The sequence below is a fragment of the Azospirillum sp. B21 genome, assembly GCF_008364825.1.
Lineage (GTDB): Bacteria > Pseudomonadota > Alphaproteobacteria > Azospirillales > Azospirillaceae > Azospirillum.
The window spans coordinates 951,042-976,755 of the sequence record NZ_VTTO01000001.1; the positions used below are offsets into that span (position 1 = coordinate 951,042).

Genomic DNA, 25,714 nt, shown 5'->3' on the forward strand with positions numbered 1-25,714 from the left:
CTCAAGCCCCCTCGTACCGCACCACCTGCTGGTCGATGGCGCCGAACACGCTGGCGCCGCCCTTGTCGAACAGCTCGATCCGCACGCGGTCGCCGAAGCGCATGAAGGGGGTCTGCGGCGCGCCGTGCTCGATGGTCTCGATCATCCGCAGTTCGGCGAGGCAGGAATAGCCGACACCACCGGCCGCGACCGGCTTGCCGGGGCCGCCGTCCAGCTTGTTCGACACCGTGCCCGACCCGATGATGCTGCCGGCCGCCAGACGGCGGGTCTTGACGGCGTGCGCGATCAGCGTCGGGAAGTCGAAGGTCATGTCCACCCCGGCATCCGGGCAGCCGAAGGGCTCGCCGTTCAGCGTCGTCACCAGCGGACGGTGCAGCTTGCCGCCGTCCCAGGCATCGCCCAACTCGTCCGGCGTCACCGCGACGGGGGAGAAGCTGGAGGCCGGCTTGGACTGGAAGAAGCCGAAGCCCTTGCCCAGCTCCGCGGGGATCAGGTTGCGCAAGGACACGTCGTTGACCAGCATCAGCAGCCTGATGTGGCCGCGCGCCGCCTCGGCCGGCACCCCCATCGGCACGTCGCCTGTGATGACGGCGATCTCCGCCTCGAAATCGATGCCCCAGGCCTCGGTCGCCGCCGGGATCGGGTCGGTCGGGGCCAGGAAGCTGTCGGAGCAGCCCTGATACATCAGCGGGTCGGTCCAGAAGCTGGGCGGCATCTCCGCCCCGCGCGCCTTGCGGACCAGCTCCACATGGTTGACGTAGGCCGACCCGTCCGCCCACTGGTAGGCGCGCGGCAGCGGCGAAGCCGCCTCCGCCGTGTCGAAGGGCTGGCCGATCGCCGAATCGGCGTTCAGCGCGCGATAGGCCTCCTCCAGCCCGGGCGCCAGTGCCGTCCAGTCGTCCAGCGCCGCCTGCAGGGTGCGGGCGATCTCCGGCACCGGGGTGGCGCGGGTCAGGTCACGCGACACCACGACCAGGGTGCCGTCGCGCCCTCCCGCCTTCAAACTTGCCAGCTTCATCGGTCTCTTCCCTTCCTTGGAGTTCGGCGTCCGGCGGCCTTGATCCCGGTATTCGGGTGGCCGCTCATTTCGCCTTCCAGCTGTCGGCGTAGCCGCCCCATTCGACGCCTTCCATCGCCTGATAGACGTCCAGCGGATCGCGGGTGTCGATCATCACCGCGACCTCGTCGGTCTCCTTGCGCTCGAACTTCTGCGCCACCTCGTAGGCCTTCGGGTGCGGGCCGTGCGGGAAGCCCGAGGGGTGGTAGGTGACCATGCCGGGATGGATGTTGTCGCGCGAGAAGAACTGGCCGCGGTGATAGAACAGCACCTCGTCGAAATCCTCGTTGGAGTGATAATAGGGCAGCTTCAGCGCCTCCGGGTCCGACTCGATGGGCCGCGGCACGAAGGTGCAGATGATGAAGCGGCCTGCGATCCAGGTGCTGTGCGCCGAGGGCGGCAGGTGGTAGCGGTGGCTCATCAGCGGCCGGATATCGCGCCAGTTCAGCCGCACCGGCGCCAGGTCGCCGTGCCAGCCCACCGCGTCCAGCGGGTTGAACGGATAGGTCATGGCGCAGAGCTGCCCACGCTTCTTCACCCGGACCAGGGTCTCGCGCTCGTTCTTCTGCGCCTGGAAGGCGTCGTCCAGCGCCGGCACGTCCAGCACCGCCGGGTCGAAGATGGCGTGGGTGCCGACCAGCCCCTTGTGCGGCAGCTTGTAGGCGTCGTTGGTGGCCTCCACCATCAGCACCATCACCGCCTCGTCCGTCTCCAGCCGCCAGCAGGTGTTGCGCGGCAGCACGACATAGTCGCCCTCGCGCACCTCCAGATGGCCGTAGTCGCAGAACAGATGACCGCCGCCCTGGTGGAAGAACAGCAAATCGTCGCCGTCGGCGTTGCGGACCAGATGCTCCATCCTGCCCTTGAAGCGCCACAGCCGAACCTGGGTCGCCCCGTTGCCCATCAGGGCCGGCGCCTCCAGCGGGCAGCCGGGCATGGAATCGACATGGTTCAGGTCGAAGGCGCGCGGGCGCAGCGGCCCGTCGAAGCTGGTCCAGCCGGTCGGCGGATGGGCATGGTGCATCTGGGTCGCCGGCCCGAAGAAGCCCTCGCGCCCCATCTCGCGCTCGTAGGTGCCGGCAGGAAGCCGGACATGGGCCTGACGCGACGCATTGCCCTCGACCTTCGGAAACGAAATCCAGTTCTTCATGGCGCTTCCCCCTCGATGCCGCAGGCCGCTTCCATGTCGGGCGCCGGCAGGCTTGTTCCGTTGCCACCATTTTAGTTTCGTTTGAAACTGTTGCAAGAGCCAAATTCCGGCGCAGGATGGGGACACTCGCGATTCTTCCCACAGACGATGCCCGCCGATGCCGCCCGCCCGCCGTTCCCGCACCCCCTCACCCTCTTCATCATCCGGCCCGGCGGATCGGCCGGCGCTGCACCTGACGCGCTTCCTGCCCTACCGGCTGTCGGTGTTGGCCAACACGGTCAGCCACACGCTGGCCAAGCTCTACGAGAAACGGTTCGGCATCACGATCCCGGAATGGCGGATCATCGCCGTTCTGGGCGGCGGCGAGACGATGAGCGCCGGCGAGATCGCGCAGCGCACCGCGATGGACAAGGTGCAGGTCAGCCGCGCCATCAGCCGCATGCTGGAGTCCGCGCTGATCCTGCGCGAGTCGGGCGACACCGACCGGCGCAAGGCCCTGCTGACCCTGACGCCCAAGGCGCTGGCGATCTATGCGGAGATCGTGCCGATGGCTCTGACCTATGAGGAAGAGGCCACCGACGCCCTGTCGATCGACGAGCGGGCGCAGCTCGACACGCTACTGTCGAAGCTGCAGGCCCGCGCCGACCAGCTGGCCGCCCGCCCGGCGCCGGTCAGCGCACAGGCCGAGCCGGTGGAAGAGTAAAGCCGCTCACCCCCCCTTCACCTTGTGCAGCGGCTGGCTCGTGCCGGCATCGACGCGGCCGCGGCCGGGTTCCTCCGCCTCCAGGGGTGCGCAGGCGACCATGGTGGCGAGCGAGCGGCGGGCGAGGCGCTGGTACTCGTCGGTCCCCTCCGACTTCCAGGCGATCTCGTCGGGACGCAGCTCGCGCATCACCTTGGCCGGCAGACCGGCGGCCAGCGTGCGCGGCGGCACGACGAACCCGGCCTTGACGAAGGCCATGGCGGCGACGATGGACTCCTCGCCGATCTCCGCCCCGTCCATCACCACCACATTCATGCCGACCAGTGCGTTGCGGCGGACGATGCAGCCGTGCAGCACAGCGCCATGGCCGACATGCCCGTCCTCCTCCACGATGGCGTCATGGCCGGGGAAGGCGTGGAGCGTGCAGTTGTCCTGCACGTTACTGCCCCGCTGCAGCACGATCCGGCCGAAATCGCCGCGCAGGCTGGCGCAGGGGCCGACATAGCAGCCCGGCCCCACCACCACGTCGCCGATCAGCACCGCGGAGGGATGGACGAAGGCGGTCGGGTCGATAACGGGAATCACCCCGTCGATGGCATAGACGATCGGACGCGGCAAGGTGGGCGTGATGGTGGGAGCGGTCATGATTGGCGTTCCTCGGTGTCTCTATCCGGTCTTTTGCCGCAAGGCTACACCGCCGCACCCTGTACGCGATACTGATTTTCCGTCATAGTAGCTTTCCCTGTATCGCTTCCAAATCGCTCGCGTTGAACGCTTGATTGGTATCATTTGAAACTGTATCGTTGGCAACCATAACGGTTCGTTACAAGCCGGCGCGCAAAAGCGCCCGATCATGGTTTCCGGGGGAGGAAACGCCCAATGCACGCGACCTTCAGCTATCCCAAATACAGCTTCATACCGTCGGAGGAACAGCGCACCGGCAGCGTCCGGCGCCATCCGGTGGTGGTCATCGGCGCCGGCCCGGTCGGGCTGACCGCCGCGCTCGATTTCGCGCGCAAGGGCGTGCCGGTGGTGGTGCTCGACGCCGAGGACACCGTCAGCGTCGGCAGCCGCGCCGTCTGCTATGCCAAGCGCGCGCTGGAGGTGTGGGACCGGCTGGGCGTCGGCCGGCGTATGATCGACAAGGGCGTGGTGTGGAAGATCGGCAAGGTCTTCAACGGCGACCGCATGGTCTACCAGTTCGACCTGCTGCCGGAGCCGGACCACAAGATCCCCGCCTTCATCAACCTCCAGCAATACTACCTGGAGGATTTCCTGGTCACGCAGGCGCGCGAGAGCGACCTGATCGACCTGCGCTGGCTGTCCCGCGTCATCTCGGCAAAGCAGGAAGCCGACCATGTCGTGCTGCAGGTGGAGACGCCCGACGGCGTCCATGCGGTGGAGGCCGATTGGGTGATCGCCTGCGACGGCGCCAAATCGTCGGTGCGCAAGATGCTGGGGCTGGAGTTCCAGGGGGAGGTGTTCAAGGACCGCTTCCTGATCGCCGACGTGGTGATGAAGGCGGATTTCCCGGCCGAGCGCTGGTTCTGGTTCGACCCGCCCTTCCACCGCAAGCAGTCGGCCCTGCTGCACATGCAGCCCGACAATGTCTGGCGCCTGGATTTCCAACTGGGCTGGGACGCCGACCCGGAGGAAGAGAAGAAGCCGGAGCGCGTCATTCCCCGCGTCCAGGCGATGCTGGGCGCCGACACCCCGTTCGAACTGGAATGGGTGTCGGTCTACACCTTCCAGTGCCGTAGGCTGGAGCGGTTCCGCCATGGCCGCATCCTGTTCGCCGGCGATTCGGCCCATCAGGTCTCGCCCTTCGGTGCGCGCGGCGCCAACAGCGGCGTGCCCGACGCCGACAATCTGGTGTGGAAGCTGGCGCTGGTGCTGGAGGGTAAGGCGCCCGAGTCGCTGCTGGACAGCTACAGCGACGAACGGGTGGCGGCGGCGAAGGAGAACATCCTCAACTCCACCCGCTCCACCGACTTCATCACGCCGAAGAGCGAGATGAGCCGCGTTTTCCGCGACGCCGTGCTGGAGTTGGCGGTCGACCAGCCCTTCGCCCGCTCGCTGGTCAATTCCGGCCGGCTGTCCACCCCGACCACCTACACCGACAGCCCGCTGAACACGCCGGACGGCGACGCCTTCGCCGGCAGGATGGTGCCGGGGGCGCCAGCCACCGACGCGCCGGTGGAGCGCAACGGCCAGCCCGGCTGGCTGATGGAGGCGCTGGACGGCCGCTTCACCGTGCTCTACGCCGCCGCCAGCGACGATATGGGCGGGCCGGTCCCGGCCGAGGTGGCGGAGGCGCTGGACGACCTCGCCGCGGGGCCGTTGCCGCTGGCGTGGCACGCGGTGACCGACCGCCGCCGCGGCATCGCCGGGGAACTGGTGGACTGCGCCGGCCGCCTGCGCGAGCGCTACGACCTGACGCCGGGCAGCGTCTATCTGATCCGCCCCGACCAGCACATCGCCGCCCGCTGGCGCCGCTTCGACGCCGCCGCCCTGTCCGCCGCGCTGGACCGCGCTACCGGCCGCTGACATTTGAACTCGTGGAGCCCACCCATGGCCAAACTGATGACCGAGCAGCGCTTCGCCAGCCCGGATGACGTCTACCAGATGCTGATCGACAGCCACCGCGACTTGACCCCCGACCAGAGCACCCGCCTGAACGCCAAGCTGATCCTGCTGCTCGCCAACCACATCGGCGATGCGGAAGTCCTGGCGGAAGCGCTGCGGGTGGCGCGGCAGGGGGTGGAGTAGGGAGAGGCTGCCCCCTCCCTTCCCATGCTTGCGCATGGGCCCCTTCCCTCCCCCGCCTTCGGCGGTAGAGGGAGTTGAGCGCGAGAGCGGCGGCAGTTCCCTCTCCCACCGCAGGTGGGGGAGGGCTAGGGAGGGGGCATCGTCAGCCGACACCCCGCCACCTCCCCCCCTGACGCCAAGCCCAAGATGGCGTACAAAAGGCGCAAGCCCCCTCTTGCGGAGACTGCGCCCGCCATGACCCTGCGCCGCCTGATCGCCCTGCTGTTCATGCTGTCGTGGTGCGGACCGGCGCTTGCCGAAGGGCTGGTGCAGGCTCCGCTGTCGATCCCCGCGCGCTTCCCCGACGGCAGTTCCGCAACGCTGGAGGCGATGCTGCTGCGGCCGGACGGTCCCGGTCCCTACCCCATCGCGATCATCAGCCACGGCACCCCGCGCGACCCGGCGGAGCGGGCGCAGATGACGCCATTGCGCTATCTGCCGGAAGCCCGTGAGTTCGCCCGGCGCGGCTGGGCGACGGTGGCGGTGATGCGGCGCGGCTATGGCGGATCGGACGGCCCCTACAGCGAGACGACCGGCGCCTGCAACAACCCCGACTACCTGCATTCCGCCCGGCAGAGCGCCGAGGACCTGCGTCAGGCCGTCCGCCATGTGGCGACCCAACCCTATGCCGATCCCGGCCGCGTCATCGCGGTCGGCGTGTCGGCCGGCGGGCTTGCCAGCATCGCGCTCAGCGCCGATCCCCCGCCCGGGCTGAAGGCGGCGATCAGCTTCGCCGGCGGGCGCGGCTCCATCGCCGACAACGAGGTCTGCCGGGAAGAGCGGCTGGTCGCCGCCTTCGGCACGCTGGGCCGCAGCTCGCGCGTTCCGACCCTGTGGATCTATGCCGAAAACGACCTGTTCTTCGGCCCCGACCTCGCCCGCCGCCTGTGGGAGGCTTTCACCCATGAAGGCGGCCGGGGCGAGTTCATCGCCGCACCGCCGAACGGAAAGGACGGGCATTCCTTCTTCAGCGCCGCCATCGCGGAATGGACGCCGATGGTCGACGGGTTCCTGGCGCAGAACGGGCTGGTTCCGCGCAAGACGCCGATCGCGCTGTCGCTGCCGGCTCTGCCGCCGCCACCCGAACTGTCAGCCGCCAACCGGGCAAAATTTCCCGCCTATGTCGCGGCCGGTGGCAACAAGGCCTTCGCCGTGTCGCCCGACGGCGCCTATGGCTGGAAATCCGGCCTGCGTAGCCTGGACGCGGCACAGGAGGGCGCGCTGGAGACCTGCGCGAAGCATACCCGGCAAAGCTGCCGCATCGCCTACCTGAACGACCGCCCTGCCGGTGCCGATATGGCCGCCACGCCGATGGAAGGAGCGCCCGGCACGCGAGTCAGGCTGGAGCCGCCTTCTGAACTGTCCGACGCCAACCGGCCGAAGTTCAGCGCCTATCTCGAAGCCGCCGGCCGCAAGGCCTTCGCGGTGTCGCGGGACGGCGCCTTCGGATGGAAGTCCGGCATGGCCAACGAGGACGCCGCCCGCCGCGGCGCCCTGGACAACTGCGCCAAATACACCCGCCACACCTGCTATGTGGTGATCGTCGACGACCGGCCGCTGCGGTGAGGCGTCGTAGCTCCCAAAAGAAAAAAGCCCGTCCGGCATCCCGGACGGGCCTTTTTCGCAACAATCATCCCCGCGTCAGCGCGGAGCCAGCACCATGACCATCTGGCGGCCTTCGAGCTTCGGCATCTGCTCGACCTTCGCCAGTTCGGTAAGCTCGTCGCGGACGCGGACCAACACGTTCATACCCAGATCCTGGTGCGCCATTTCACGGCCGCGGAAGCGCAGGGTCACTTTGACCTTGTCACCTTCCTCGAGGAAACGGCGCGCCGAGCGCATCTTCACGTCATAGTCGTTGTCATCGATGTTCGGCCGGAGCTTGATCTCCTTGACCTCGATGATCTTCTGCTTCTTGCGGGCCTCGTTCGCCTTCTTCTGCGCCTCGTACTTGAACTTGCCATAGTCGAGGATTTTGCAGACGGGCGGTTCCGCCTGGGGAGCGATCTCGACCAGATCGAGACCGGCATCCTCAGCGGCCAGCAAAGCATCACGCAACGACACCACCCCGATCATCTCGCCATCTGCACCGACGAGACGAACGGAACGAGCCGAGATCTCCCGGTTAACCCGCGGGCCATCGCGGGTCGGGGCGGCTTCGGACGGGATCCTGGCTATGGACGCTTCTCCATGGTCTGAAACCACGCAGAGGCCGGCCGTCCAGAGGAGCGGCCGGCGGCGTCGCGTGGTCGGTTAAAACGGCGAGTCGGTCACGGTTTCGCCGGCGGGCGATCTCGCTTCCTCGACCAGTTTAGCCACGGCGGCGTCGAGGGCAAGAATTTCCTGATCCTTGCCGCCCAGCACGCGGAGCGCGACCGTCCTCTCGTCCGCTTCCCGCTTTCCGACAACCAGCATCAGGGGAACCTTCTGCAGGCTGTGCTCGCGGACCTTCAGATTGATCTTCTCGTTGCGGGTATCGAGCTCGACGCGCAGGCCCTTGCGCTTCAACAGCTTGGCCACTTCCTCGGCATAGCCGTCGGCCTCGCTGGTGATGGTGGCGACGGTGACCTGCACCGGCGACAGCCACAACGGGAACTTGCCGGCGTAATGCTCGATCAGCATGCCGATGAAGCGCTCCATCGACCCCAGGATCGCCCGGTGCAGCATGATCGGCCGATGGCGGGCGCCATCCTCGCCGATATAGCTGGCATCGAGTCGCTCCGGCAGGTTCGGGTCGTACTGCAAGGTGCCGCACTGCCAGGTCCGGCCGATGGCGTCGGTCAGATGGAACTCCACCTTCGGGCCGTAGAAAGCGCCCTCGCCGGGCAGCTCCTCATACTCCAGCCCGGCGTCGCGCAACGCCTGGGCCAGCGCCCCTTCGGCCCGGTCCCACAGATCGTCGGCGCCGGTGCGGACGTCCGGACGCAGAGCCAGCTTCACCGAGATCTTGTCGAAGCCCAGGTCCTTGTAGACGCCGAGCTGCAGCTTGAAATACTCGGCCGCTTCGCTCTGCACCTGATCCTCGGTGCAGAAGATGTGAGCGTCGTCCTGGGTGAAGGCGCGGACGCGCATGATGCCGTGCAGCGCGCCCGACGGCTCGTTGCGGTGGCAGGCGCCGAACTCCGCCATGCGGATCGGCAGGTCGCGGTAGGAGCGCAGGCCGTGGCGGAAGATCTGGACATGGCCGGGGCAGTTCATCGGCTTGATGCCCAGCAGCTTCTCGCCGCCGTCGGCCTCCACCTTGAACATGTTGTCGCCATACATGTCCCAGTGGCCCGACGCCTTGAACAGCGAGCTGTCGATCAGCTGCGGCGTCTTGACCTCGACATAGCCGGCGGCCTTCAGCTTGGTGCGGATGTAGGTTTCCAGCGTCTGGTAGAGCGTCCAGCCCTTCGGATGCCAGAAGACCGAGCCGACCGCCTCCTCCTGCACATGGAACAGGTCGAGTTCCTTGCCCAGCTTGCGATGGTCGCGCTTCTCCGCCTCCTCGATCTGGTGCAGGTAGGCCTTCAGCTCCTTCTCGTCGCGCCAGGCGGTGCCGTAGATGCGCTGGAGCATCGGGTTGCGGCTGTCGCCGCGCCAATAGGCGCCGGCCACCTTCATCAGCTTGAAGCCCTGCCCGACCTTGCCCGTGGTCATGGCATGCGGTCCACGGCACAGATCCAGCCAGTCGCCCTGGCGGTAGATCGACACCGGCTCGCCCTGCGGGATCGCCTCGATCAGCTCGGCCTTGTAGTGCTCGCCGAGCTTCTTGAAGTAGGCGACCGCCTCGTCGCGGTCCCAGACCTCGCGGACGATCGGGATGTCGGCCCCGACGATCTCGCGCATCTTCGCCTCGATCTTCTCCAGATCCTCGGGCGTGAACGGCTCGTCACGCGCGAAGTCATAGTAGAAGCCGGTGGCGATCGACGGGCCGATCGTAACCTGCGTGCCGGGATAGAGCTTCTGCACCGCATCGGCCAGCACATGGGCGGCGTCGTGGCGGATGACCTCGAGAGCGTCGGCGTGGTTGCGCGTGACGATCTCGATCTTGGCGTTGGTAGTGACGGTGGTGGTGAGGTCCTTCACCGTGCCGTCGACCTTGACGGCAAGCGCATCTTTGGCAAGGCGCGAACCGATGGACTGGGCAATCTCAAGCCCCGTCACCGGCCGGTCGAACTCCCGCACGCTGCCGTCGGGCAGCGTGATGGCGATGTTGGACGTCACCGAAGTCACCATTTACTAGTGTTGGTCTCACCCGCATCGGGTGCCCGGACTTGGCCGGGAACGCGAAATTTCCATCGCCGCGTGGGGGAATGTCAAGCGCGGTGGCGGAAATCAAGGGGAGCGCCGCCCAAGCACTTGCCCCCACCCTAACCCTCCCCCGCTGGGCGGGGGAGGGAATTGGCGCTGATGCAGGAAGGCAGCGGCAGTCCCTCCCCCGCCCAGCGGGGGAGGATAGGTGGGGGTCTAACGACACCTCACTCCGGCTTCCGGCTCAGCCGCGGTTCGCCGAACAGATAGCCCTGGCCGAAGTCGAAGCCGGTGTCGAGCACCTCGACCAGCTGATTCTCCGTCTCGATCTTCTCGACGATCAGGTCGATGCCGTCGGCGGCGCAGCGGCGGCGCAACTCCCCGATGCGCTCGGCATTGGCGGGGTCGAGCACCAGGGCGCGGTCCAGCTTGATGCAGCGGAACTCGTGGCGCAGCAGCCGGTCGACGTCGATGCCGAGATCGGTCACCTGATCCATGGAGAAGCGGAAGCCCAGCCGCGCCAACTGCGACAGGATGCCCATCGTCACCGCCCCGCCGGCTCGCAGATCGTGCTGGCTCAATTCGAACACCAGCTTCGGCACCAGGGCATGGTTCTGCGCCATCATGTTCAGGAACTGGCGCATGAACTCCGCGTCGGCCAGCGTCGCGGCGGAGATGTTGGCGAAGAAGCCGATGGCGTGCTGGCGCCGCTCAGTCTCGCGGATCAGCTGGACGCAGCGGACCAGTTGCAGGTTGTCGATGGTGGCGATCAGTCCCTCGCGCTCGGCGATGTCGAGATAGCGGTCGGGCATGATCTGCTGCCCGTCGGCGGAGCGCACGCGAGAGAACACCTCGTAGAAGCGGTGCTTGCGCTGGGGCAGGCTGACGATGGGCTGGAGATAGACGTCGATGCGGTCGGCCTTCAGCGCGTCGCGAACCGCCTCCAGCACCGCGGCGTCGTCCATCGGAGCGGCGGAGGGCGGAGTCGGCTCTGGAGCCGGGGACGGCATCGCCGCCGGACGCCGGACGCCGCCGGGGTCGCTGCTGGGGGCCGGTGGGCGCGGGGCGCGCCGTTCGGTCAGGCGGGCGACCAGCGACTGCAGGAGCTTTACCTCCTGCATCACCGCATCGTAGCGGACGGTGCTTTCCGGCGCGGCGCCCGCATCCGAAGCAAGGCGCCGCTCCAGCAGTTGGGCCAGTTCCTCCACCCGGTCGTTCAGGCGGGTGATGCGGCGGGCGGCCTTGCGCTCGCGCTCCAGCCGGGTCACCACGTCATGGACCAACGCTCCGGCCAGCACCACCAGCGCGCCGGCCATCCACGCCACCAGCGGATCGGCCTCCGGGCGGAGCGCCCATAGGGCGGCACCGGCCGAAATCCCGGCGATCAGGTAAGCCAGCGCGTAGACGAGGTGCGTCAGCAGGGTCATCGCGGAAACCACGGTGGTGGAAACGGCAGCGCGGGATCAGCGGTGATCCGCCCCCACCGCCTCGGCGACCGAGCGGAAGCCGTCGCGGCGCAGCAGTTCCGCCAGTTCGCGGCGGATGCGGTGAACCACCGCCGGCCCGGCATAGACCATCGCCGAATAGAGCTGAACCAGCGAGGCGCCGGCCCGGATCTTGGCATAGGCGTCCTCGCCCGTCGCCACGCCGCCCACCCCGACGATCGGCAGCTTGCCGCCGGTCAGAGCGTAAATCTCGCGCAGGACGGAGGTCGATGGCTCGAACAACGGCGCGCCGGACAGGCCGCCGGCCTCGCCGCGCATCGCCGCCGGGATGCCGTCGGGCCGGGCGATGGTGGTGTTGGAGACGATCAGCCCGTCGATGCCGGACTCCAGCGCCACCGCCGCAATGTCGCTCTTGTCCTCCACCGTCAGGTCGGGCGCGATCTTCAGCAGAAGCGGCGGATTGCGGGTCAGGCCGCAGGCGGCCCGCGCCTCCAGCACCCGTTCCAGCAGGGCGCGCAGCGGATCGCGGCCCTGCAGCGCGCGCAGGCCCGGCGTGTTGGGGGAAGAGACGTTGACGACCAGATAGTCGGCCAGCGGCGCCAGCCGGCGCACGCCGATCACGTAATCGTCGGCGGCGTCCGCGGTGTCCTTGTTCTTGCCCAGGTTCGCGCCGACGATGCCGGGGGCGCGCTTGGCCGCCGCGCGGCGACGCTCCAGCCGCTGGGCGAAGGCTTCCAGGCCCTCGTTGTTGAAGCCCATGCGGTTGATGACCGCCCGCTGCTCCACCAGCCGGAACAGGCGGGGGCGCGGGTTGCCAGGCTGCGGCCGCGGCGTGACGCTGCCGGGCTCGACGAAGCCGAAGCCGAGGTTCAGCATGGCGTCGACCACCTCGGCATTCTTGTCGAAGCCGGCGGCCATCCCGACCGGGTTGGTGAAGTCCAGCCCCCAGACGCGGGTGTGCAGCGCAGGTTCGTCCTTGCCGCGCGCCGGCGGGACCAGTCCGGTCTTCAGCGCCTTGATGGTCAGGCCATGCGCGGTCTCAGGGTCGAAGCGGAACAGCAGCGGCCCGGCAAGCGGATAGAGGTCGATCACGGAACGAGGTCCTGGAGGGTGAAGGGAAAGCCGGCCGGGAAGACGTGGCGCCCATCCGGCCCCAGCGGCAGCGGGTCGACCCGCAGCGCGGCATCCACCGGCAGCGGCCCGTAGAGGTGCGGGAACAGCTGTCCGCCGCGCGAGGGTTCCCAACGCAGGGCGGCACCCAGCCGGTCGGCGTCCACCGTCAGCAGCAGCAGGCCGTCCTGGCCGGCGCGATGCTTAGCGGCGCTCTCCACCACCTGTCCAGCGGTGGAGAAATGGATGAAGCCGTCCTGGACATCCTGCGACGAACCCGGGTAGCTGCCGGCCGGGCGGGCGGCGTCCCACTCGTCCGCGCGGCACATGTGGTGGATGATTCGGTCGGTCATGATGGTCGGACACTATCCCAAGGCGCGGCCACCGGCCAGACACATCAAAGCCGCAGCCCGAAAGCCGCAGTTGCTCGCGGTGCCGGGCGTCCCATGCGGTCGGGTCGGGTGGGCCCCAGGGTACAACGCAAGATCGACTCCCCGATTGCAATTCCGCACGCGTCGCGCGTTGCATTTTGCAAAGCACACTCGAAACTATTCGGCATTTTGCGGGTATTTTTGAGTTTCCGCCGCCTCCATTCCTGCCGAAACGGCGTGCCATCCAGTTCACCCCCCGCGATTCCAAGGCCCGGAGCCGCTTTCGCCGGTTGGCATTGCTTTTGCTGTGACAGAAGCAAGTCAACGGAGGACCCGTCATGAACGCGATTTCCATGAGCCTGATGAAGAAGACCCAGTCCTGCGACACGGACCTGGGCGCCTCGGTCACCGCCATGGGCGCGCTGTGCGAGCCGGGTCAGACCGCGGTCCCGCTGAAGCCGAGCGCCACCATGCTGGCGGCAGGCGCGCGGGCCGGCGGCGTGTCGGTCGAGGTGGCCTGGAAGATCTACCAGGCGATGATCCACCACGCCGACTGAGCCGCCTCGCCCATTGCGGCCGTTGACGGTCAGCGCCGTCCGCCCTCGAAGGGCATGAAGCCGGAATCGAGCTTGGTCTCGATTCGTAGCAGATGGTCGGTCAGGCGCTGTTCCACATCCTTGAGCGTCGCGAAGGAGACGTAGGTCTTCGCGACCTCCAGCTTGTAAGCGGCAAGATTCTCGCGCACCTGCGCCTGAGCCTCCTCCGCCCGGGCGCGCAATTCGTCCAGCGCGCTGTCAGCATCCTTGCGCACCCGCGCGATCAGCCAGAACAGCCCGCCCATCGCCGGCAGTTCGACCGCGGTGATCCACCAGGCGAGATCCAGGCCTCCGGTCAGGGTGTCGTGCATCGGGGTCTCCTGTGGTTGAGGTGAGAAAACGGCTCAAAGCTCCCAGTCCGACGGCGCCACCACCGTGCCGACACCCCGCCAATCGGGGCGGCGTTCGGGCACGGCTGACGCCTCTTCGAAGCGGAAGGGTTCGGCATTGAGACAGCCGGCCACCGCGTCCAAGCCGTCGTCGGGCCCGCGATATCGGCCGTCCGGACGCCAGTCGCGCATTTCCCGGATCAGCGGCGTGTCCCATACCGACCGGTGCGCCAACAGGCGGCGGTCGGCCATCAGGGCGTTGAAGGCTTCCGTGATGCGTTGGGCCTTGGGCTTGCGGCTGGTCTGCTCGACCACGCCGATGGCCAACCGGTCATGGCGCAGCCGCTCGCGCAGCAGACCGGGCAGGAAGCGGCCCAAGCCGTTGATCTCGATATGGATCGACGACAGGTGGTTGTCGGCGAGAAGGCAGGAGACCTGCCGGCATTGCTGGTCGGCTTCCGTCTCTTCCAACCGCGGGTCGACCGTCAGATACAACACCCGGTGCAGGTAGAATTGTTTGTCGGCGCCGCCGAAAACCACGGCCACCACGCTGCCGTCGCCGCCCTTGCCCTTGCCGTCCGCTTCCAGCCGGGCAAAGGCCGGGTCCCACCAGCAGGAGGCGGAAACCATCCGCACCCCGTCCAGCGTCAGCACCGCACGGCCCAGCGCCTCGCGGTACACCAGCTCCGCGTCGTAGCGGCCCAGCTTGGCGACATCCAGCATACCGTCGGCGACACTGACCGGACGCAGCAGCATCTGGCTGGTGAACTTGTTGGGGCCGGTCGATTTGCGGATGCGGGCGACATGCGCCTCGCCGAAGCGTTCCTTCCAGGTGTAGGTGCGCTTGCCGTCCTTATCCTCGGTATAGACCGGCAGGACCAGCCGCTCGAACCCGTCCAGGAAAGGCGGGCTGCCGTCGTCGGTCTCCTCGGCATAGAGACTGTCCTGCGCATGCGGCGTGCCGACATAGAGCTGCGCCCCGCCCGGAACCAGCACATACTCCAGCTCCGACAGACGCTCGCGCAATGCTGCGCGCTTGACCCCTGTGTCGGCGTTGCGCGGCACCTCCACGTCGTCGCAGATCACCACGTCGGCGCGGCTGCCGGTGATGTTGCCGCCGATGCCGGCCGCCGCCATCGACGGGTCGCGCAGTTCCATCGGCCGCACGACAGTGAACTGGTCGGCCGCCCACTGGTCGCGCACCGACGCCGGCGGTTTCAAGTGGCTGCAATCGGGATGGCGTTCCAGGATGCGCTTGACGTTGCGCACCATCTTGGTCGCAAGCCGCATGTCGGCGGCGAGCACCAGCAGCCGGCGGTTGGGATCGCGCAGCAGCAGCCACGCCGCGAACAGCCCGACCAGTGTGGACTTGCCCGACCCGCGGAAGGCCATCAGCAGCATGCGCCGGTTCTGCCCGGCCATATGCTCCTCCAGCCATCCCGCCATCCGCGCGTGGTGGGCGGGGGTCTTCAGTTCGACCATCCTGTTCCAGCCGGCGACGAAGCCGAAGAAGCTGTCCTCCTTCCCCGCCCTCATGGATTCCGCCCCAGAATGTGCCAGCCGGCGCCGTTCGACATCACCGTCACCGCATGGCCCTGGGCGGCCAGCGCGATGGCCTCGCTGTCCGGCCCGCCGCCGCCGGCCTGGGTGACGGTAACGCGGTTGCCGCCGGTGTCGGACTTCTTGATGGTGACCGTCCGCCCCACCGCACGCGGCGCCGAGGGCGCCGGCAGCCGCACCTCCACCGCCCCGCTCCAGGCGCTGACCAGATAGAGCTGCTGGTTCAGGTCCGGTTCGAACAGGCCGGGGATCGCGTGATAGTGGGCGTTGCCCGGCGGATTGTTGCCGGCGACGATCCACCAGCCCGCCCCGTTCGACACCAGCGTCACAAAGTCGTAGCGGTTGCCGAGCGACAGCGCCCGCCCGTCAGGCCCCGGCCCGCCGGTCTCCGTCACCGTCAGCGGGTTTGCGGAGGCATCGGTGCGCTTGATCGTCACCGCATGGCCGTTGACGGTTTCGGCTTTCGGTAGACGCAACTCCACCGGCCCACCATAGGCGCTGGCCAGATAGACGGAACTCGTTAGGTCCAGCGCCACCACCCCGCCCTGGACCGGCTCCACATAGTCGGTGTCGTAACGCAGCGCCTCCACCACCAGTTCGGTGATGCGGCTGCGCTGAAGCCGGTTCTTCTCCGGATAGCCGGCATTGACCGCGGTGTATTGCCCGCCCGAGCGGTCGAGGATCGCCGGCCCGGCGGCGGCGGAGAACAGGTTGACGATCGCCGTCTCCACCGACCCGGCATCCAGCTGCAGATTCGGCAGGGCGCCCAGCGACTCGGCGTAGAAATTCACGATCAGCGTCTTGTCGGTGACGGAACCGACACGGAAGCAGGCCTCCGCCTCCGGCCAAAGGTTGGCCTCGCAGTCGAAGAAGGCATTGTTGTAGCGCCCCTGCTCCACGAAGAAGCCGCAGCCGCTCATCGGCGCCGACAGCGAATAGACCCGCACGGCGTGGAACCGGTTGGCGTTCGGCGTGTCGCCCGCTCCCGTCCGCGTCAGCCACACCCCATGGCGCGACGGCCGCGCCACCAGCACGCGGGCGATGTTGTTCCAGTAGCAGGGCAGGTTCGGGTCGATGTAGCCGTCGAAGACCAGCCCCACCTCCGGCTCCCACAGGGTCAGGTCGGTCAGGCTGTTCTGCACGCAAGGCCCGTCGCGCCCGAACAGCCGCACCCCCGCCTTGCCCTGTTCCAGCCGCAGGCCCGACAGGGTGGCGTAGCCATCCGGCAGATGGATCAGGTCGAAGCCGTTGGACGCCCCGCGGATCACCGACCCCTGCCCCACCCCATACAGCGTCTGCCCATAGCCGAGCGTCAGCGTGTTGGCGACGCGGTAGGTGCCCGGCGGCACGAACACGGCACGGGCCGAGGTCAGCGCCGTCTGCAGGGCCAACGTGTCGTCGACCAGCCCGTCGCCCACCGCGCCGAAATCCTTCACCGACGCGAGGTCGGCCAGCTTGTCGCGCACCGGCCGGGCGGTGGCCCCGGCCCCCGGCGGCACATAGGTCGCCAGCGCCTCCTCGTCCACCGGCGGGCGGATCGTGGGGTTGCCGGCGCTGTCGAAGGCCAGCAGCTTGCCCTGGCGCAAAGCCCGTTCCGGCAGCAGGGGGGAGGCCGGCAGGTCGCTGTCGGCATAGCGCAGCATCAGCTCCTGGTCGCCCGCCACCTGCTGGAGCATCGCCGTCAGGCGGTCCAGCTCGCCATTGAGGGCAGAGGCCGGCAGTGGCCCGCTTTCAGCGAAATCGCTGCGCCGTTCGATGGGAAGCCGGCGGCACAGCAACACCATTGTTCCCTCTGCCGGCGCCGTGGCAAAGGTCACCGCCCCGCCCGCGGTGGCCCCGGCCCCGCCGACCGCATAGCCGGTGCTCTGAAGCGCGGCGCCCAGGAAGACCTGCAGATCCTCGTCGGCGAAGATCGGGAACGGGTAGGTGAAGACCCGCTGCATGCCGTCGGCAATATACTGCACGCGCGGGATGCCCCGCGGAATGAGAAGCGACGTGGACATCAAGGTCTCCGCGAAAGCGCACACAAACGCATTCAAAAGAACTTGCTCATGTATTCCAGCCGCTGACGGTCGGCGAGTTGCGACAACTCCAGCAGGTTGCGGCGCTTGGCCTCGTCCAAGCTCTGCTGGATGGCGGCACGTTTCAGCTGGTCGGTCGCCTGCGCATTCTTCCGTTCGGCTTCGCTGGAGTTGGTCAGCCCCAGCAGGATCGCCTCGCCCGACCCGTCCTGCGCACTGACGCCACGCGCGCCCAACCCGGCACGGGTCTTGCCGACCGCCTGCCGCAGGGCGGTAAGCCGACGCTGCTCGGCGGCATCCGCCGCAGCGGTCAACTGTGCCAGCTGGGTTTGGGTATCGGCTTCCTTGGAGCGGACGGTCTGCTCCTGGCTGGCGCGCAGTTGCGCCAGCGTCTGCTCCTGGGCGGAGCGGAAGTCGTCCATTTCCTTCGCCCGTGCCGCCGCCGCAGCAGCAGCGGCCGCCTCGTCCTTCTGGCGCTGAAGCTCCTGCTCGCGTTGACGCAACTCGGCATCATGCGCCCACTGGCGGGCCTGTGCTTCGGCCTCCAACTGGGCCTGCTGCTGGCGTGCGACGGCTGCGGCCTGGGCGTTGCGTTCGGCCGCCGCCGCTTCCTCGCGGTACTTCTGTTCCAGGGCCGCCTGTGCCGCCGCGGCCTGTGCCGCGTCCTGCTGGCGCTTGTACTCCAGTTCGGCAGCGGCTTGTTGGGCTGCGGCCTGTTGTGCGGCGGCACCGGACTGGCCGGCATTGGCGCTGCGCACGGTGCCGATGACCGAGTTCGCCAGCGGCAGTGCCGTGGTCACGAGGGGAGCAATTCCACCCATCAGTCGTTCACCTTCAATTCCATGGTCACGGAAAGCAGCGTGAAGGGCAGCGGCGCGTCCTGTTCGATGCGCCACAGCGGGACATTGGTGTCGTGGCGCCAGCCGAGCGCCCGCAGCCGGCGGTCCCCAGACACGCGCGGCGGCACCCCGTCGGCTGGTTGCGGGCCCAGCCGGTGAAGCGGAAGTTCCTGCAACCCGCGCCCCAGATCGACGCGCAGCGCCGCCGTCTCCTCCAGCCGGAAGGTGACGGCAACCAGCCGCACGATGTCGGCCCCGGTCGCCTGTCCCAGCAGATTGGGCGGCAGCGGTTCGATACGGTGGGTATAGGGCAGTCCGATCTCGACCCTGCGCGCCGGCGGGTCGAGCGTGACGCTGCCGGCCTGGACGGTGGCGGGGCTGCGAATCACCCCGTCGGCGACGATTGCGACCGCCCGCCCCTCCAGATGCGCCAGCCCGCCCCAGACTGCGGTTGCGTCCACCCGCTCGCCGGTGATCGCCGCATCGAGATTCAGCGCATCGTCGAACCGCTCGACGGACCACACGCCCTGCCGTTCCACCAGCGTGTAGACCTCGTCCCCCACCGCGGCGACGGAGCGGACCGCCCCATCGGTTTCCAGCAGGGTCCAGGCGGTGACGTCCTCCGCCCGGTAGGCTGTGAGCGCCCCCAGCGTGCCATCCTCCATCGCAACGAACAGCAGCCGGCGGTTCTGGTCGTAATCCTGGTCGCGCGGGCTGGAAAGCAGATGGCGGGCCAGCAGGGCGAGGTCGTTCGCCTGATAGGCCGCTTCGGTGTCGGTATAGAGGAACTCGCGGATTTCGCGCCGGTTGCGCGGCACGAACAGCGTCGCCCCCTCGACGTCGCGCGGCGGAATGGCCCGGTCCATCGGCGAGCCGATGCGCGTCTGGCGGTTGACCTGCATGCTCTGTGGGGTCAGCGGGTCGCCGGTCACCATATATTCGGCGCCCGACGTGAAGACCTGCAGATGCCGGCCGGAGAAGACGGCGCGCACCGCGTTCACCTGATCGGACAGGATGCCAAATTCGATGGCCTGATCGTCCAGCCCCTCGCCCAGATCGAAGTTCCAGATCTGGGCGGAGCGCGACAGCCACAGCCGGTTGGGCAGATCCCGCGATCCGCCAATGACCAGCCGGTCCTGGTGGAAGGCCGCCGACACCGGCCAACCGCGCAATGCCGAGAAGGCCTGCTCCTCCCATTGCGTCGTCGGCTGGGTGTCGGCCAGCGTCTCCTTCACCGTGGCGTTAAGCTGGGTGGCCGATACCACACCGGTCACCTGCAGTTGCTTGCCCTTGATGCGGATGCGGGTGCCGTCATGACGCGGGTCGAAAACGGAGGCCGAGGCGGTGACGGTGATCGCCCCACTGGTGCCGGACGGCGTCACCGTCACCGCCGGATCGCCGAAGCGGTGGAAGGGTGTCCGCACCAGCTCCCCTTCCACCGCGAAGACCCAGTCCGACAGCGTCCATCCGCCATCGTCGCCGCGCGTCAGCTTGCGCGGCGGCAGGTCGGGATGGCAGACCAGCAGCGTGTCGGCGCTCTGCGTCCAGGTGATCTGCGCCAGTTGCGTCAACGTCCAGGGTGCGGCAACCGACGCCAACTTGGTCCCGCCCTGGAACACGTCGATCCAGCGGTCGGTGAAGACCAGCAGATAGGTCTGTTCGCTGTTCCGCTCGAACGCCACCAGCCGCCCGTCGCCGCGGGCCAGCGCGGTGAAGGCAAGGCCGGACCGCCGCGTCACCCCGCCGGTCGGGTCGATGAACAGGTTGCGCAGGGCCAGGGCCCCGTTGTCGTAGGCCTTGAGGTCGCCGCGCCCCAGCAGGCGGCGCGACACCTCGCCGGCGGTGAAGTTGGTCTTCACCTGATGCAGCCGTCCCATCAGGCCCTCGCGTCGATCAGGGTGAAGTCCTCGAAGCCGGGCTGGCTGTCCTGTTGGGCGTCGATCTGGCGGGCACGGCGGAACTCGCTTTCGGCCAGCTGGCCCAGCAACTCCGCCCGCGTCGAGCTTTCGGTCAGCGGCAGGCAGAACTCGGCGGCGAGCCGGGCGATCAGCGCCTGATCGAAGAAGGCGGGGAAATGCTCCTCCGCCGGACGGCCGATGTAGGACAGGGTGACGGCGCCGGCATCGCACAGCAGCGTCCGCCCGGCGATGCGGTAGGACAGGCCGCGCGCCCGCCCGCCGCCGCCCGCCCCCAGCGCCCGCAGGAAATCGGCCGGCAGTTGGAAGGCGCAGGCATAGTCGGCGACTGGCGGCTCGGCCAGCCGCGGCAGCGCCGCCTGGACGTTGGCGAAGCTCCAGGCGTTGGCCGACAGCAGCGCGTCGCGGGTCGGCGCATAGAGGGCAGCGGCCACCTCCGCCTCGGCGGAGCCGTCGTCGAAGGAAGCGATGGCGGTGGCACCGAGCTTGATCAGCGCACGGCCGCACAGGCCGATGGCGGTCAGGGCCATGGACGGTCTCCCTTTCCAGGGTTTCGGGAAGGCGCCGCCCTCTATGGTCGACTTGCAGCGCCCTCCCCTTCGGCGGATCAGTCGCTGTTGGCGCTGCCGAATGGCGTCAGGTTGGCGACATCCACCGCCCCGTTGGCGCTGGCCGCCACCACCAGCACGCCGGTGGCCGGCGTGGCGCTGCCGACCGCGCAGTTCGCCAGCAGCATGTCGCCCACCCGCAGCAGGTCGGCCGCCCCATTGAAATAGCCGGCGGTGTCGATGTCGGTCGCCGCATCGGCCGTGGTGTAGTGCCAGAGCGTGAAGCCGTTCGCATAGGCAAGCACGCTCAAATCCTTGGACGCATAGGCCATGGATCTCAGACTCCGGATTTTGTGAGGGGATGGGAGAGCGGGAGGATCACCCTACCCCGCTCAGCCCTCCAGGCAGCGCAGGGTCACCACGCCGGTGGTGTCGATCAGCGCGGCGCCCTGGCTCATCATGTTGTTGACGAAATGCGCCGCGCGGTCGCCGTGCCAGGTGATGTCGGTCTTCACGTCGGCGCCCGCCGCGTGGCCGACCGCCGTCTTGTGATACCAGTGGCAGAGCCGCACATTGCCGCTCAGCGTCAGGCCGGAATGCGGCAGCCACAGCGTGCCGAGCCAGCGCTTGGCCTGGGTGCCGCGCCAGGGCAGCTCGTCGGAACCGACATAGTCGGAACTGGCGAACTCCTCGATGCCCAGCAGCTGGCTCCACTGCTTCCAGCCGACGACGGCGAAGCGCTGGCCGTCGTCCGGCACATCGGCCTCGCCCATCATCTCGAAGGCAGCCAGGATCTTGGCCTTGGTCAGCCCGTCGGCGGCGCTGCCGGCATAGTTGACGGACTTGTTCAGCTCGGCGATCAGCAGCTCGTCAGTCTTGCGGCCCAGCGCATAGGCGCCGGCATTGGCGATGATCTGCCGCTCGTCGATGTTGGTCTTCAGCTCGTCCAGCCGGTCGACCCAGTCGCCGGCATAGAAATCATACAGCGCGCATTCGACCGGGGTGTGGTCCAGGTTCATCACCGGGACCGCACCATGGCGCGATTTGGTGGAGGCGGCGCCCTTGCCGACCTTCTGGAAGACGGTGGAGGCGCCCTGCACGTTGTTCTTGCTGCGCACCGTGTTGCGCAGCTTGGAACCCATACGCTGGTAGGCCTCGTGGACCTCGCGTTCGAACTGCTTGACGAATGCCTGGGCGATGCTGGTCGACATAAGGATATTTTCCTTTCGCGTTCCTGCGGATCCCGCGACGGCGTGGCGGGAGGGGTCGTTCCGCCACCCGGTTGTCGGGACCGCGCGCAAGGCGCAGCGCCGGCCGCGGGCGAAACGCGAAAACGAAAAGGGCCGGCCGGACTTTCGAGTGTCCAACCGGCCCTTTTCGGACCGAAGCGAGGGGGGAGCTTTGGGTCTGTCGGGCATTGAGGTCCGGGGGTGGACCTGTCGCCTTGACGAGAATGGTTTTAGGATTTTATGCGGGAGAGGTCAAGGACTATTTTCACATGAGGTGTCGTCTGGCGATGCCCCCACCTAACCTTCCCCGCTATCGGCGGACCTATGGTCCGCCTGCCGCGTCAGCACAAAGAGGAGCTTTGTGCGAGAGCTGGGCGGGGGAGGGACTGCCGCTGAACGCCGACAAAAATCCAATTCCCTCCCCCGCCCGACAAGGGAGGGTCAGGGTGGGGGCATCGGTGGCCGATACCAACCCACAGAAAGCCTCAGTGCCGAACCGGCCCCGCCACCCAATGGCTGACGATGGTTTCCGCCTGGGCCGGCGGGATTTCCGGATGGTGGTAGCGGTAGACGGTGACCGCCGCCTCCAGCGCATAGCGCTCCGGCTGGCCGCAGCGGCACAGACCGGAATAGCAGCGCTGAACCGCATCGCGGCAGGCGATGGCGTCGGCGATCGGCTGCTCTGCCTCGGAAAAACGGGGATCGGTCATGGACGCTCCTCCTCATCCAGGGGCACGCCGTAAATCTCCAGCCGGTGGCCGACGATCCTGTAGCCGAGCTCGCGGGCGATGCGCTCCTTCAGCGCCTCCAGCTCCGGGCTGGCGAACTCGATGATACGCCCGGTGCGGGTGTCGATCAGGTGGTGATGGTGGTCGGCCGACGCCTCCTCGTACCGCGCACGGCCGTCGCCCAGGTCGACGCGCTCGATCACCTGTGCATCTTCCAGCAGCCGCATGGTGCGGTACACCGTGGCGATGGAAATGCGCGGGTCGATCTGCACGGCCCGGCGGTGCACCTCCTCCACATCGGGATGGTCGTCGGCGTCCGACAACACCTGCGAGATGACGCGGCGCTGCCCGGTCATCTTCAGCCCCTTCTCCATACACAACGCTTCCAGACGCGACGTCATCACCCCAACCCTGGTCTTTGCTTCCCGAGACCCCCATCATACTGAAAACCGTTCGCAATCCCAGAGCGGTTTCGCAGCGACGGAAAGTCGCTGAACCCGCCGGCGCCACCCATGGCCCGGCCAAGATGGAGGACTCACCCGCATGACCCGTGCCCACCCGCCCCGGATCGGGACGACGCAGGCCCTGCTGATCGCCGGCCTGTCGCTGTTCGCCGCCCCGGCCCTGGCCCAGCAGTCGGCCCCGGCTCCCGCTCCCGCCGCCCAGGCCGCCGTCGCCGATGCCCAGGGCAAGCCGCTGGGGACCGTCACCTTCACCCGCTTCCCGCACGGCATCCTGGTCCACGGCCAACTCGAAGGGCTGCCGCCGGGCTGGCACGGCATCCACATCCACGAAAACGGCGCCTGCACGCCCGACTTCAAGGCGGCCGGCGGCCATTTCGCCGCCCAGGGCTCCAAGCACGGGCTCGAGGCCGAAAAGATGCACTATGGCGAGCTTCCCAACATCTGGGCCAACGAGGCCGGCAAGGCCGGGTTCGAGGCGATCACCCACATGGTCACACTGACCGACGCGCCGGACGGCCTGTTCAAGCAGGGCGGGACCTCCATCGTCGTCCATGCCCAGCCCGACGACTATCTCAGCCAGCCCGCCGGCAACTCGGGCGACCGCATCGCCTGCGGCGTCATCAAGAAGCCGTAAGCACCTCCTGACCAGCCCCGGGGCGCGACGATTTGCCGCGGTGCCGCGGCGGGGATTCGCGCCCCTCCCCCGCGCATGCTGACCGGCGCACCCCAGCCGCGCGCCGAGTTTGCTTGCCAAATCAAGCCACCGGCCCTATCTGTCCGGGGTCGGACGGCGCCCGGCGCCGCGCAGGACTTGCGCGCGCCCGGATCGCCCGCCGCCCGACGGCTCCGCGCCAACCCGCCGCGGAGCGCGCAAGCCCGGCCGCTCCCTCCTGGCGCGGCCCCCATTTTGGTGACCAGGACCATCGCTTCCATGACCGAATTTTCCGGCCTCGGCCTGATCGAGCCTCTTCTGCGCGCCGTCGCGGAGGAGGGATACTCCACGGCCACGCCGATCCAGGCCGGCGCCATCCCGCTGCTGCTGGCCGGCCGCGACGTTCTGGGCCTCGCCCAGACCGGCACAGGCAAGACCGCAGCCTTCACGCTGCCCATCCTGCAGCGGCTGTTCCAGAACAAGAAGCGCGTGGCCGCCAAGTCGCCGCGCACGCTGATCCTGACCCCGACGCGGGAACTGGCGCTGCAGATCGGTGACAGCTTCACCACCTACGGCCGCCATCTGCCGATCCGCCGCACCGTGATCCATGGCGGCGTCGGCCAAAGCCCGCAGGTCGCCGCCATCGCCCGCGGCGTCGAGGTGCTGATCGCCACCCCCGGCCGCCTGCTCGACCTGATGGCGCAGAACCACGTCAATCTCGGCGCGATCGAGGTGTTCGTCCTCGACGAAGCCGACCGCATGCTCGACATGGGCTTCATCCGCGACGTGCGGAAGGTGGTCGCGGTGCTGCCGAAGGAACGGCAGACCCTGCTGTTCTCCGCCACCATGCCCGACGCCGTCGTCGATCTGGCCAACAGCATCCTGACCGATGCCGAACGCATCGAAGTGACGCCGCAATCGACCACGGTGGAGCGCATCAACCAGCGCGTCCTGTTCGTGGAGCGCAGCGACAAGCGCCGTCTGCTGGCCGACCTGCTCGAAGATTCGGCGATGGCCCGCACCATCGTCTTCGCCCGCACCAAGCACGGCGCCGACCGCATCGCCGACCACCTGAAGAAGGCCGGCATCGCCGCCGACGCCATCCATGGCGACAAGTCGCAGTCGGCCCGCGTCCGCGCGCTGGAAAGCTTCCGCGCGGGCGAGTTGCGGGCGCTGGTGGCGACCGACATCGCCGCCCGCGGCATCGACATCGACGGCATCAGCCACGTCATCAACTTCGACCTGCCGAACGAGCCGGAAAGCTACGTCCACCGCATCGGCCGGACCGCCCGCGCCGGCACCGACGGCAGCGCGGTGTCCTTCTGCGACCATGAAGAGGTCGGCTACCTGAAGGATATCGAGAAGACGATCCGTCAGCCCATCCCGGCCGACACCGACCACCCGTACCACGCGGTCGACGTGGCGCAAATCCACGCCTCCAGCAAGCCGCCGCCCCGCCCCAAGGCGCCGGGCAGCAACCGCAACCAGAACAACCGCAACCAGCAGCAGGCCCGCCCCAGAAACGCTGGTTCCAACGCCGCGCCGAAGCCGGCGGCCCCCGCCAAGGCTGCACAGCCGAAGCCTGTCGCGTCGGCAGCCAAGGTCCCGCAGAAGGCCGGCAAGCCAACCGGCGCACCGCGGCCGGACGCCGCCCGCAACGACCAGAACCGGCATGACCGCCGCCCGGCTCCGCATGCCGTTTCGCACGGCAACACCCATGGCAACAACAACCATGGGGGCGGCAAGCAGGCCCCGCGCGTGGCCGGCACCCCCGGCGGCAACACGCCGATGCGCCGCAAGCCCAGCGCCGCCTGATCCGGACAGCGCCGGCAAGGAAAAAGGCCCCGTCTCTCGCCGAGACGGGGCCTTTTCCGTTCAGAAACGCAGTCGTCGGCCCTGGGCTTCCACAGCATGCACCTCCCGCGGCTCGCCTGCGTGATACGCCGGTCACTGCC

At 68.3% G+C, this 25,714-nt stretch carries 25 protein-coding genes; 7 read left to right on the forward strand and 18 right to left on the reverse strand.

Translation table 11 applies throughout. The annotated features are described in order from the left end of the window. Position 1: 1 nt before the first annotated feature. Positions 2-1,018 (reverse strand): fumarylacetoacetate hydrolase family protein, encoded by a 1,017-nt coding sequence (locus FZ983_RS04595; protein WP_149222371.1) that lies wholly within the window; start codon positions 1,016-1,018, stop codon positions 2-4. A gap of 64 nt (positions 1,019-1,082) precedes the next feature. Further along, positions 1,083-2,207, reverse strand: coding sequence for a homogentisate 1,2-dioxygenase (locus FZ983_RS04600; protein WP_149222372.1), 1,125 nt, complete (start codon positions 2,205-2,207; stop codon positions 1,083-1,085). Between the two features lie 157 nt (positions 2,208-2,364). On the opposite strand from FZ983_RS04600, the gene FZ983_RS04605 reads away from it, so the two are divergent. Further along, positions 2,365-2,910, forward strand: coding sequence for a MarR family transcriptional regulator (locus FZ983_RS04605; protein ID WP_149222373.1), 546 nt, complete (start codon positions 2,365-2,367; stop codon positions 2,908-2,910). 6 nt (positions 2,911-2,916) lie between these two features. On the opposite strand, the gene FZ983_RS04610 is transcribed toward FZ983_RS04605, so the two are convergent. Further along, positions 2,917-3,555, reverse strand: coding sequence for a transferase hexapeptide repeat family protein (locus FZ983_RS04610; protein ID WP_149222374.1), 639 nt, complete (start codon positions 3,553-3,555; stop codon positions 2,917-2,919). 234 nt (positions 3,556-3,789) lie between these two features. On the opposite strand from FZ983_RS04610, the gene FZ983_RS04615 reads away from it, so the two are divergent. The 3 genes from FZ983_RS04615 to FZ983_RS04625 all read left to right on the forward strand — a co-directional run bounded on the left by FZ983_RS04615 (position 3,790) and on the right by FZ983_RS04625 (position 7,284). Then, positions 3,790-5,457, forward strand: coding sequence for an FAD-dependent oxidoreductase (locus FZ983_RS04615; protein ID WP_149222375.1), 1,668 nt, complete (start codon positions 3,790-3,792; stop codon positions 5,455-5,457). 24 nt (positions 5,458-5,481) lie between these two features. Further along, positions 5,482-5,679 carry a DUF2783 domain-containing protein gene (locus FZ983_RS04620; RefSeq protein ID WP_149222376.1) on the forward strand — a complete coding sequence of 66 codons (198 nt, stop codon included), beginning with the start codon at positions 5,482-5,484 and terminating at the stop codon, positions 5,677-5,679. A 234-nt stretch (positions 5,680-5,913) separates the two neighbouring features. Continuing rightward, complete coding sequence (locus FZ983_RS04625) at positions 5,914-7,284, forward strand: CocE/NonD family hydrolase (RefSeq protein ID WP_149222377.1); 1,371 nt, start codon at positions 5,914-5,916, stop codon at positions 7,282-7,284. Positions 7,285-7,359: 75 nt separating this feature from the next. On the opposite strand, the gene infC is transcribed toward FZ983_RS04625, so the two are convergent. The 5 genes from infC to FZ983_RS04650 form a co-directional block, all read right to left on the reverse strand. Continuing rightward, positions 7,360-7,887 (reverse strand): translation initiation factor IF-3, encoded by a 528-nt coding sequence (gene infC, locus FZ983_RS04630; protein ID WP_149222470.1) that lies wholly within the window; start codon positions 7,885-7,887, stop codon positions 7,360-7,362. Positions 7,888-7,971: 84 nt separating this feature from the next. Next, the gene (gene thrS / locus FZ983_RS04635; protein WP_149222378.1) at positions 7,972-9,936 is read right to left on the reverse strand and encodes a threonine--tRNA ligase; all 1,965 of its coding nucleotides are present in this window, start codon (positions 9,934-9,936) and stop codon (positions 7,972-7,974) included. Positions 9,937-10,178: 242 nt separating this feature from the next. Further along, positions 10,179-11,378, reverse strand: a complete 1,200-nt coding sequence (locus tag FZ983_RS04640; RefSeq protein WP_149222379.1) for an EAL domain-containing protein — start codon at positions 11,376-11,378, stop codon at positions 10,179-10,181. 36 nt (positions 11,379-11,414) lie between these two features. Then, a complete protein-coding gene (locus tag FZ983_RS04645; protein WP_149222380.1) occupies positions 11,415-12,488 on the reverse strand; it encodes a quinone-dependent dihydroorotate dehydrogenase in 1,074 nt (357 codons plus the stop codon). After that, entirely contained in the window at positions 12,485-12,859 is a 375-nt protein-coding gene (locus tag FZ983_RS04650; RefSeq protein WP_149222381.1) for a DUF952 domain-containing protein, read from the reverse strand. Before FZ983_RS04650 ends, FZ983_RS04645 begins: the two co-directional genes overlap by 4 nt. A 356-nt stretch (positions 12,860-13,215) precedes the next feature. Here FZ983_RS04650 and FZ983_RS04655 point away from each other — a divergent pair, with 356 nt between their 5' ends. Further along, on the forward strand, positions 13,216-13,434 hold the full coding sequence (locus tag FZ983_RS04655) for a hypothetical protein (RefSeq protein ID WP_063635317.1): 219 nt from the start codon (positions 13,216-13,218) through the stop codon (positions 13,432-13,434). 29 nt (positions 13,435-13,463) lie between these two features. Here FZ983_RS04655 and FZ983_RS04660 read toward each other — a convergent pair whose 3' ends face one another. The 10 genes from FZ983_RS04660 to FZ983_RS04705 form a co-directional block, all read right to left on the reverse strand. Beyond that, entirely contained in the window at positions 13,464-13,784 is a 321-nt protein-coding gene (locus FZ983_RS04660) for a hypothetical protein (RefSeq protein WP_149222382.1), read from the reverse strand. A gap of 33 nt (positions 13,785-13,817) precedes the next feature. After that, entirely contained in the window at positions 13,818-15,338 is a 1,521-nt protein-coding gene (terL, locus tag FZ983_RS04665) for a phage terminase large subunit (protein ID WP_149222383.1), read from the reverse strand. Next, a complete protein-coding gene (locus FZ983_RS04670) occupies positions 15,335-17,365 on the reverse strand; it encodes a glycosyl hydrolase family 28-related protein (RefSeq protein ID WP_149222384.1) in 2,031 nt (676 codons plus the stop codon). The genes terL and FZ983_RS04670 overlap by 4 nt, the downstream gene beginning before the upstream one ends. A 32-nt stretch (positions 17,366-17,397) precedes the next feature. After that, positions 17,398-18,183, reverse strand: coding sequence for a hypothetical protein (locus FZ983_RS04675; protein ID WP_149222385.1), 786 nt, complete (start codon positions 18,181-18,183; stop codon positions 17,398-17,400). A 20-nt stretch (positions 18,184-18,203) separates the two neighbouring features. Beyond that, on the reverse strand, positions 18,204-20,099 hold the full coding sequence (locus tag FZ983_RS04680) for a hypothetical protein (protein ID WP_149222386.1): 1,896 nt from the start codon (positions 20,097-20,099) through the stop codon (positions 18,204-18,206). After that, positions 20,099-20,668, reverse strand: coding sequence for a hypothetical protein (locus FZ983_RS04685; protein ID WP_149222387.1), 570 nt, complete (start codon positions 20,666-20,668; stop codon positions 20,099-20,101). Before FZ983_RS04685 ends, FZ983_RS04680 begins: the two co-directional genes overlap by 1 nt. 77 nt (positions 20,669-20,745) lie before the next feature. Beyond that, positions 20,746-21,018: a hypothetical protein gene (locus tag FZ983_RS04690; protein WP_149222388.1), complete on the reverse strand. Its 273-nt coding sequence runs from the start codon at positions 21,016-21,018 to the stop codon at positions 20,746-20,748. 60 nt (positions 21,019-21,078) lie between these two features. Beyond that, positions 21,079-21,897: a phage capsid protein gene (locus FZ983_RS04695; RefSeq protein ID WP_149222389.1), complete on the reverse strand. Its 819-nt coding sequence runs from the start codon at positions 21,895-21,897 to the stop codon at positions 21,079-21,081. 503 nt (positions 21,898-22,400) lie between these two features. After that, positions 22,401-22,625 (reverse strand): hypothetical protein, encoded by a 225-nt coding sequence (locus tag FZ983_RS04700; RefSeq protein WP_149222390.1) that lies wholly within the window; start codon positions 22,623-22,625, stop codon positions 22,401-22,403. Continuing rightward, complete coding sequence (locus FZ983_RS04705; RefSeq protein ID WP_149222391.1) at positions 22,622-23,044, reverse strand: Fur family transcriptional regulator; 423 nt, start codon at positions 23,042-23,044, stop codon at positions 22,622-22,624. The genes FZ983_RS04700 and FZ983_RS04705 overlap by 4 nt, the downstream gene beginning before the upstream one ends. A 142-nt stretch (positions 23,045-23,186) precedes the next feature. Here FZ983_RS04705 and FZ983_RS04710 point away from each other — a divergent pair, with 142 nt between their 5' ends. Further along, the gene (locus FZ983_RS04710) at positions 23,187-23,741 is read left to right on the forward strand and encodes a superoxide dismutase family protein (RefSeq protein ID WP_149222392.1); all 555 of its coding nucleotides are present in this window, start codon (positions 23,187-23,189) and stop codon (positions 23,739-23,741) included. Positions 23,742-24,038: 297 nt separating this feature from the next. Then, the gene (locus tag FZ983_RS04715) at positions 24,039-25,574 is read left to right on the forward strand and encodes a DEAD/DEAH box helicase (protein ID WP_149222393.1); all 1,536 of its coding nucleotides are present in this window, start codon (positions 24,039-24,041) and stop codon (positions 25,572-25,574) included. Positions 25,575-25,714 lie beyond the last annotated feature (140 nt).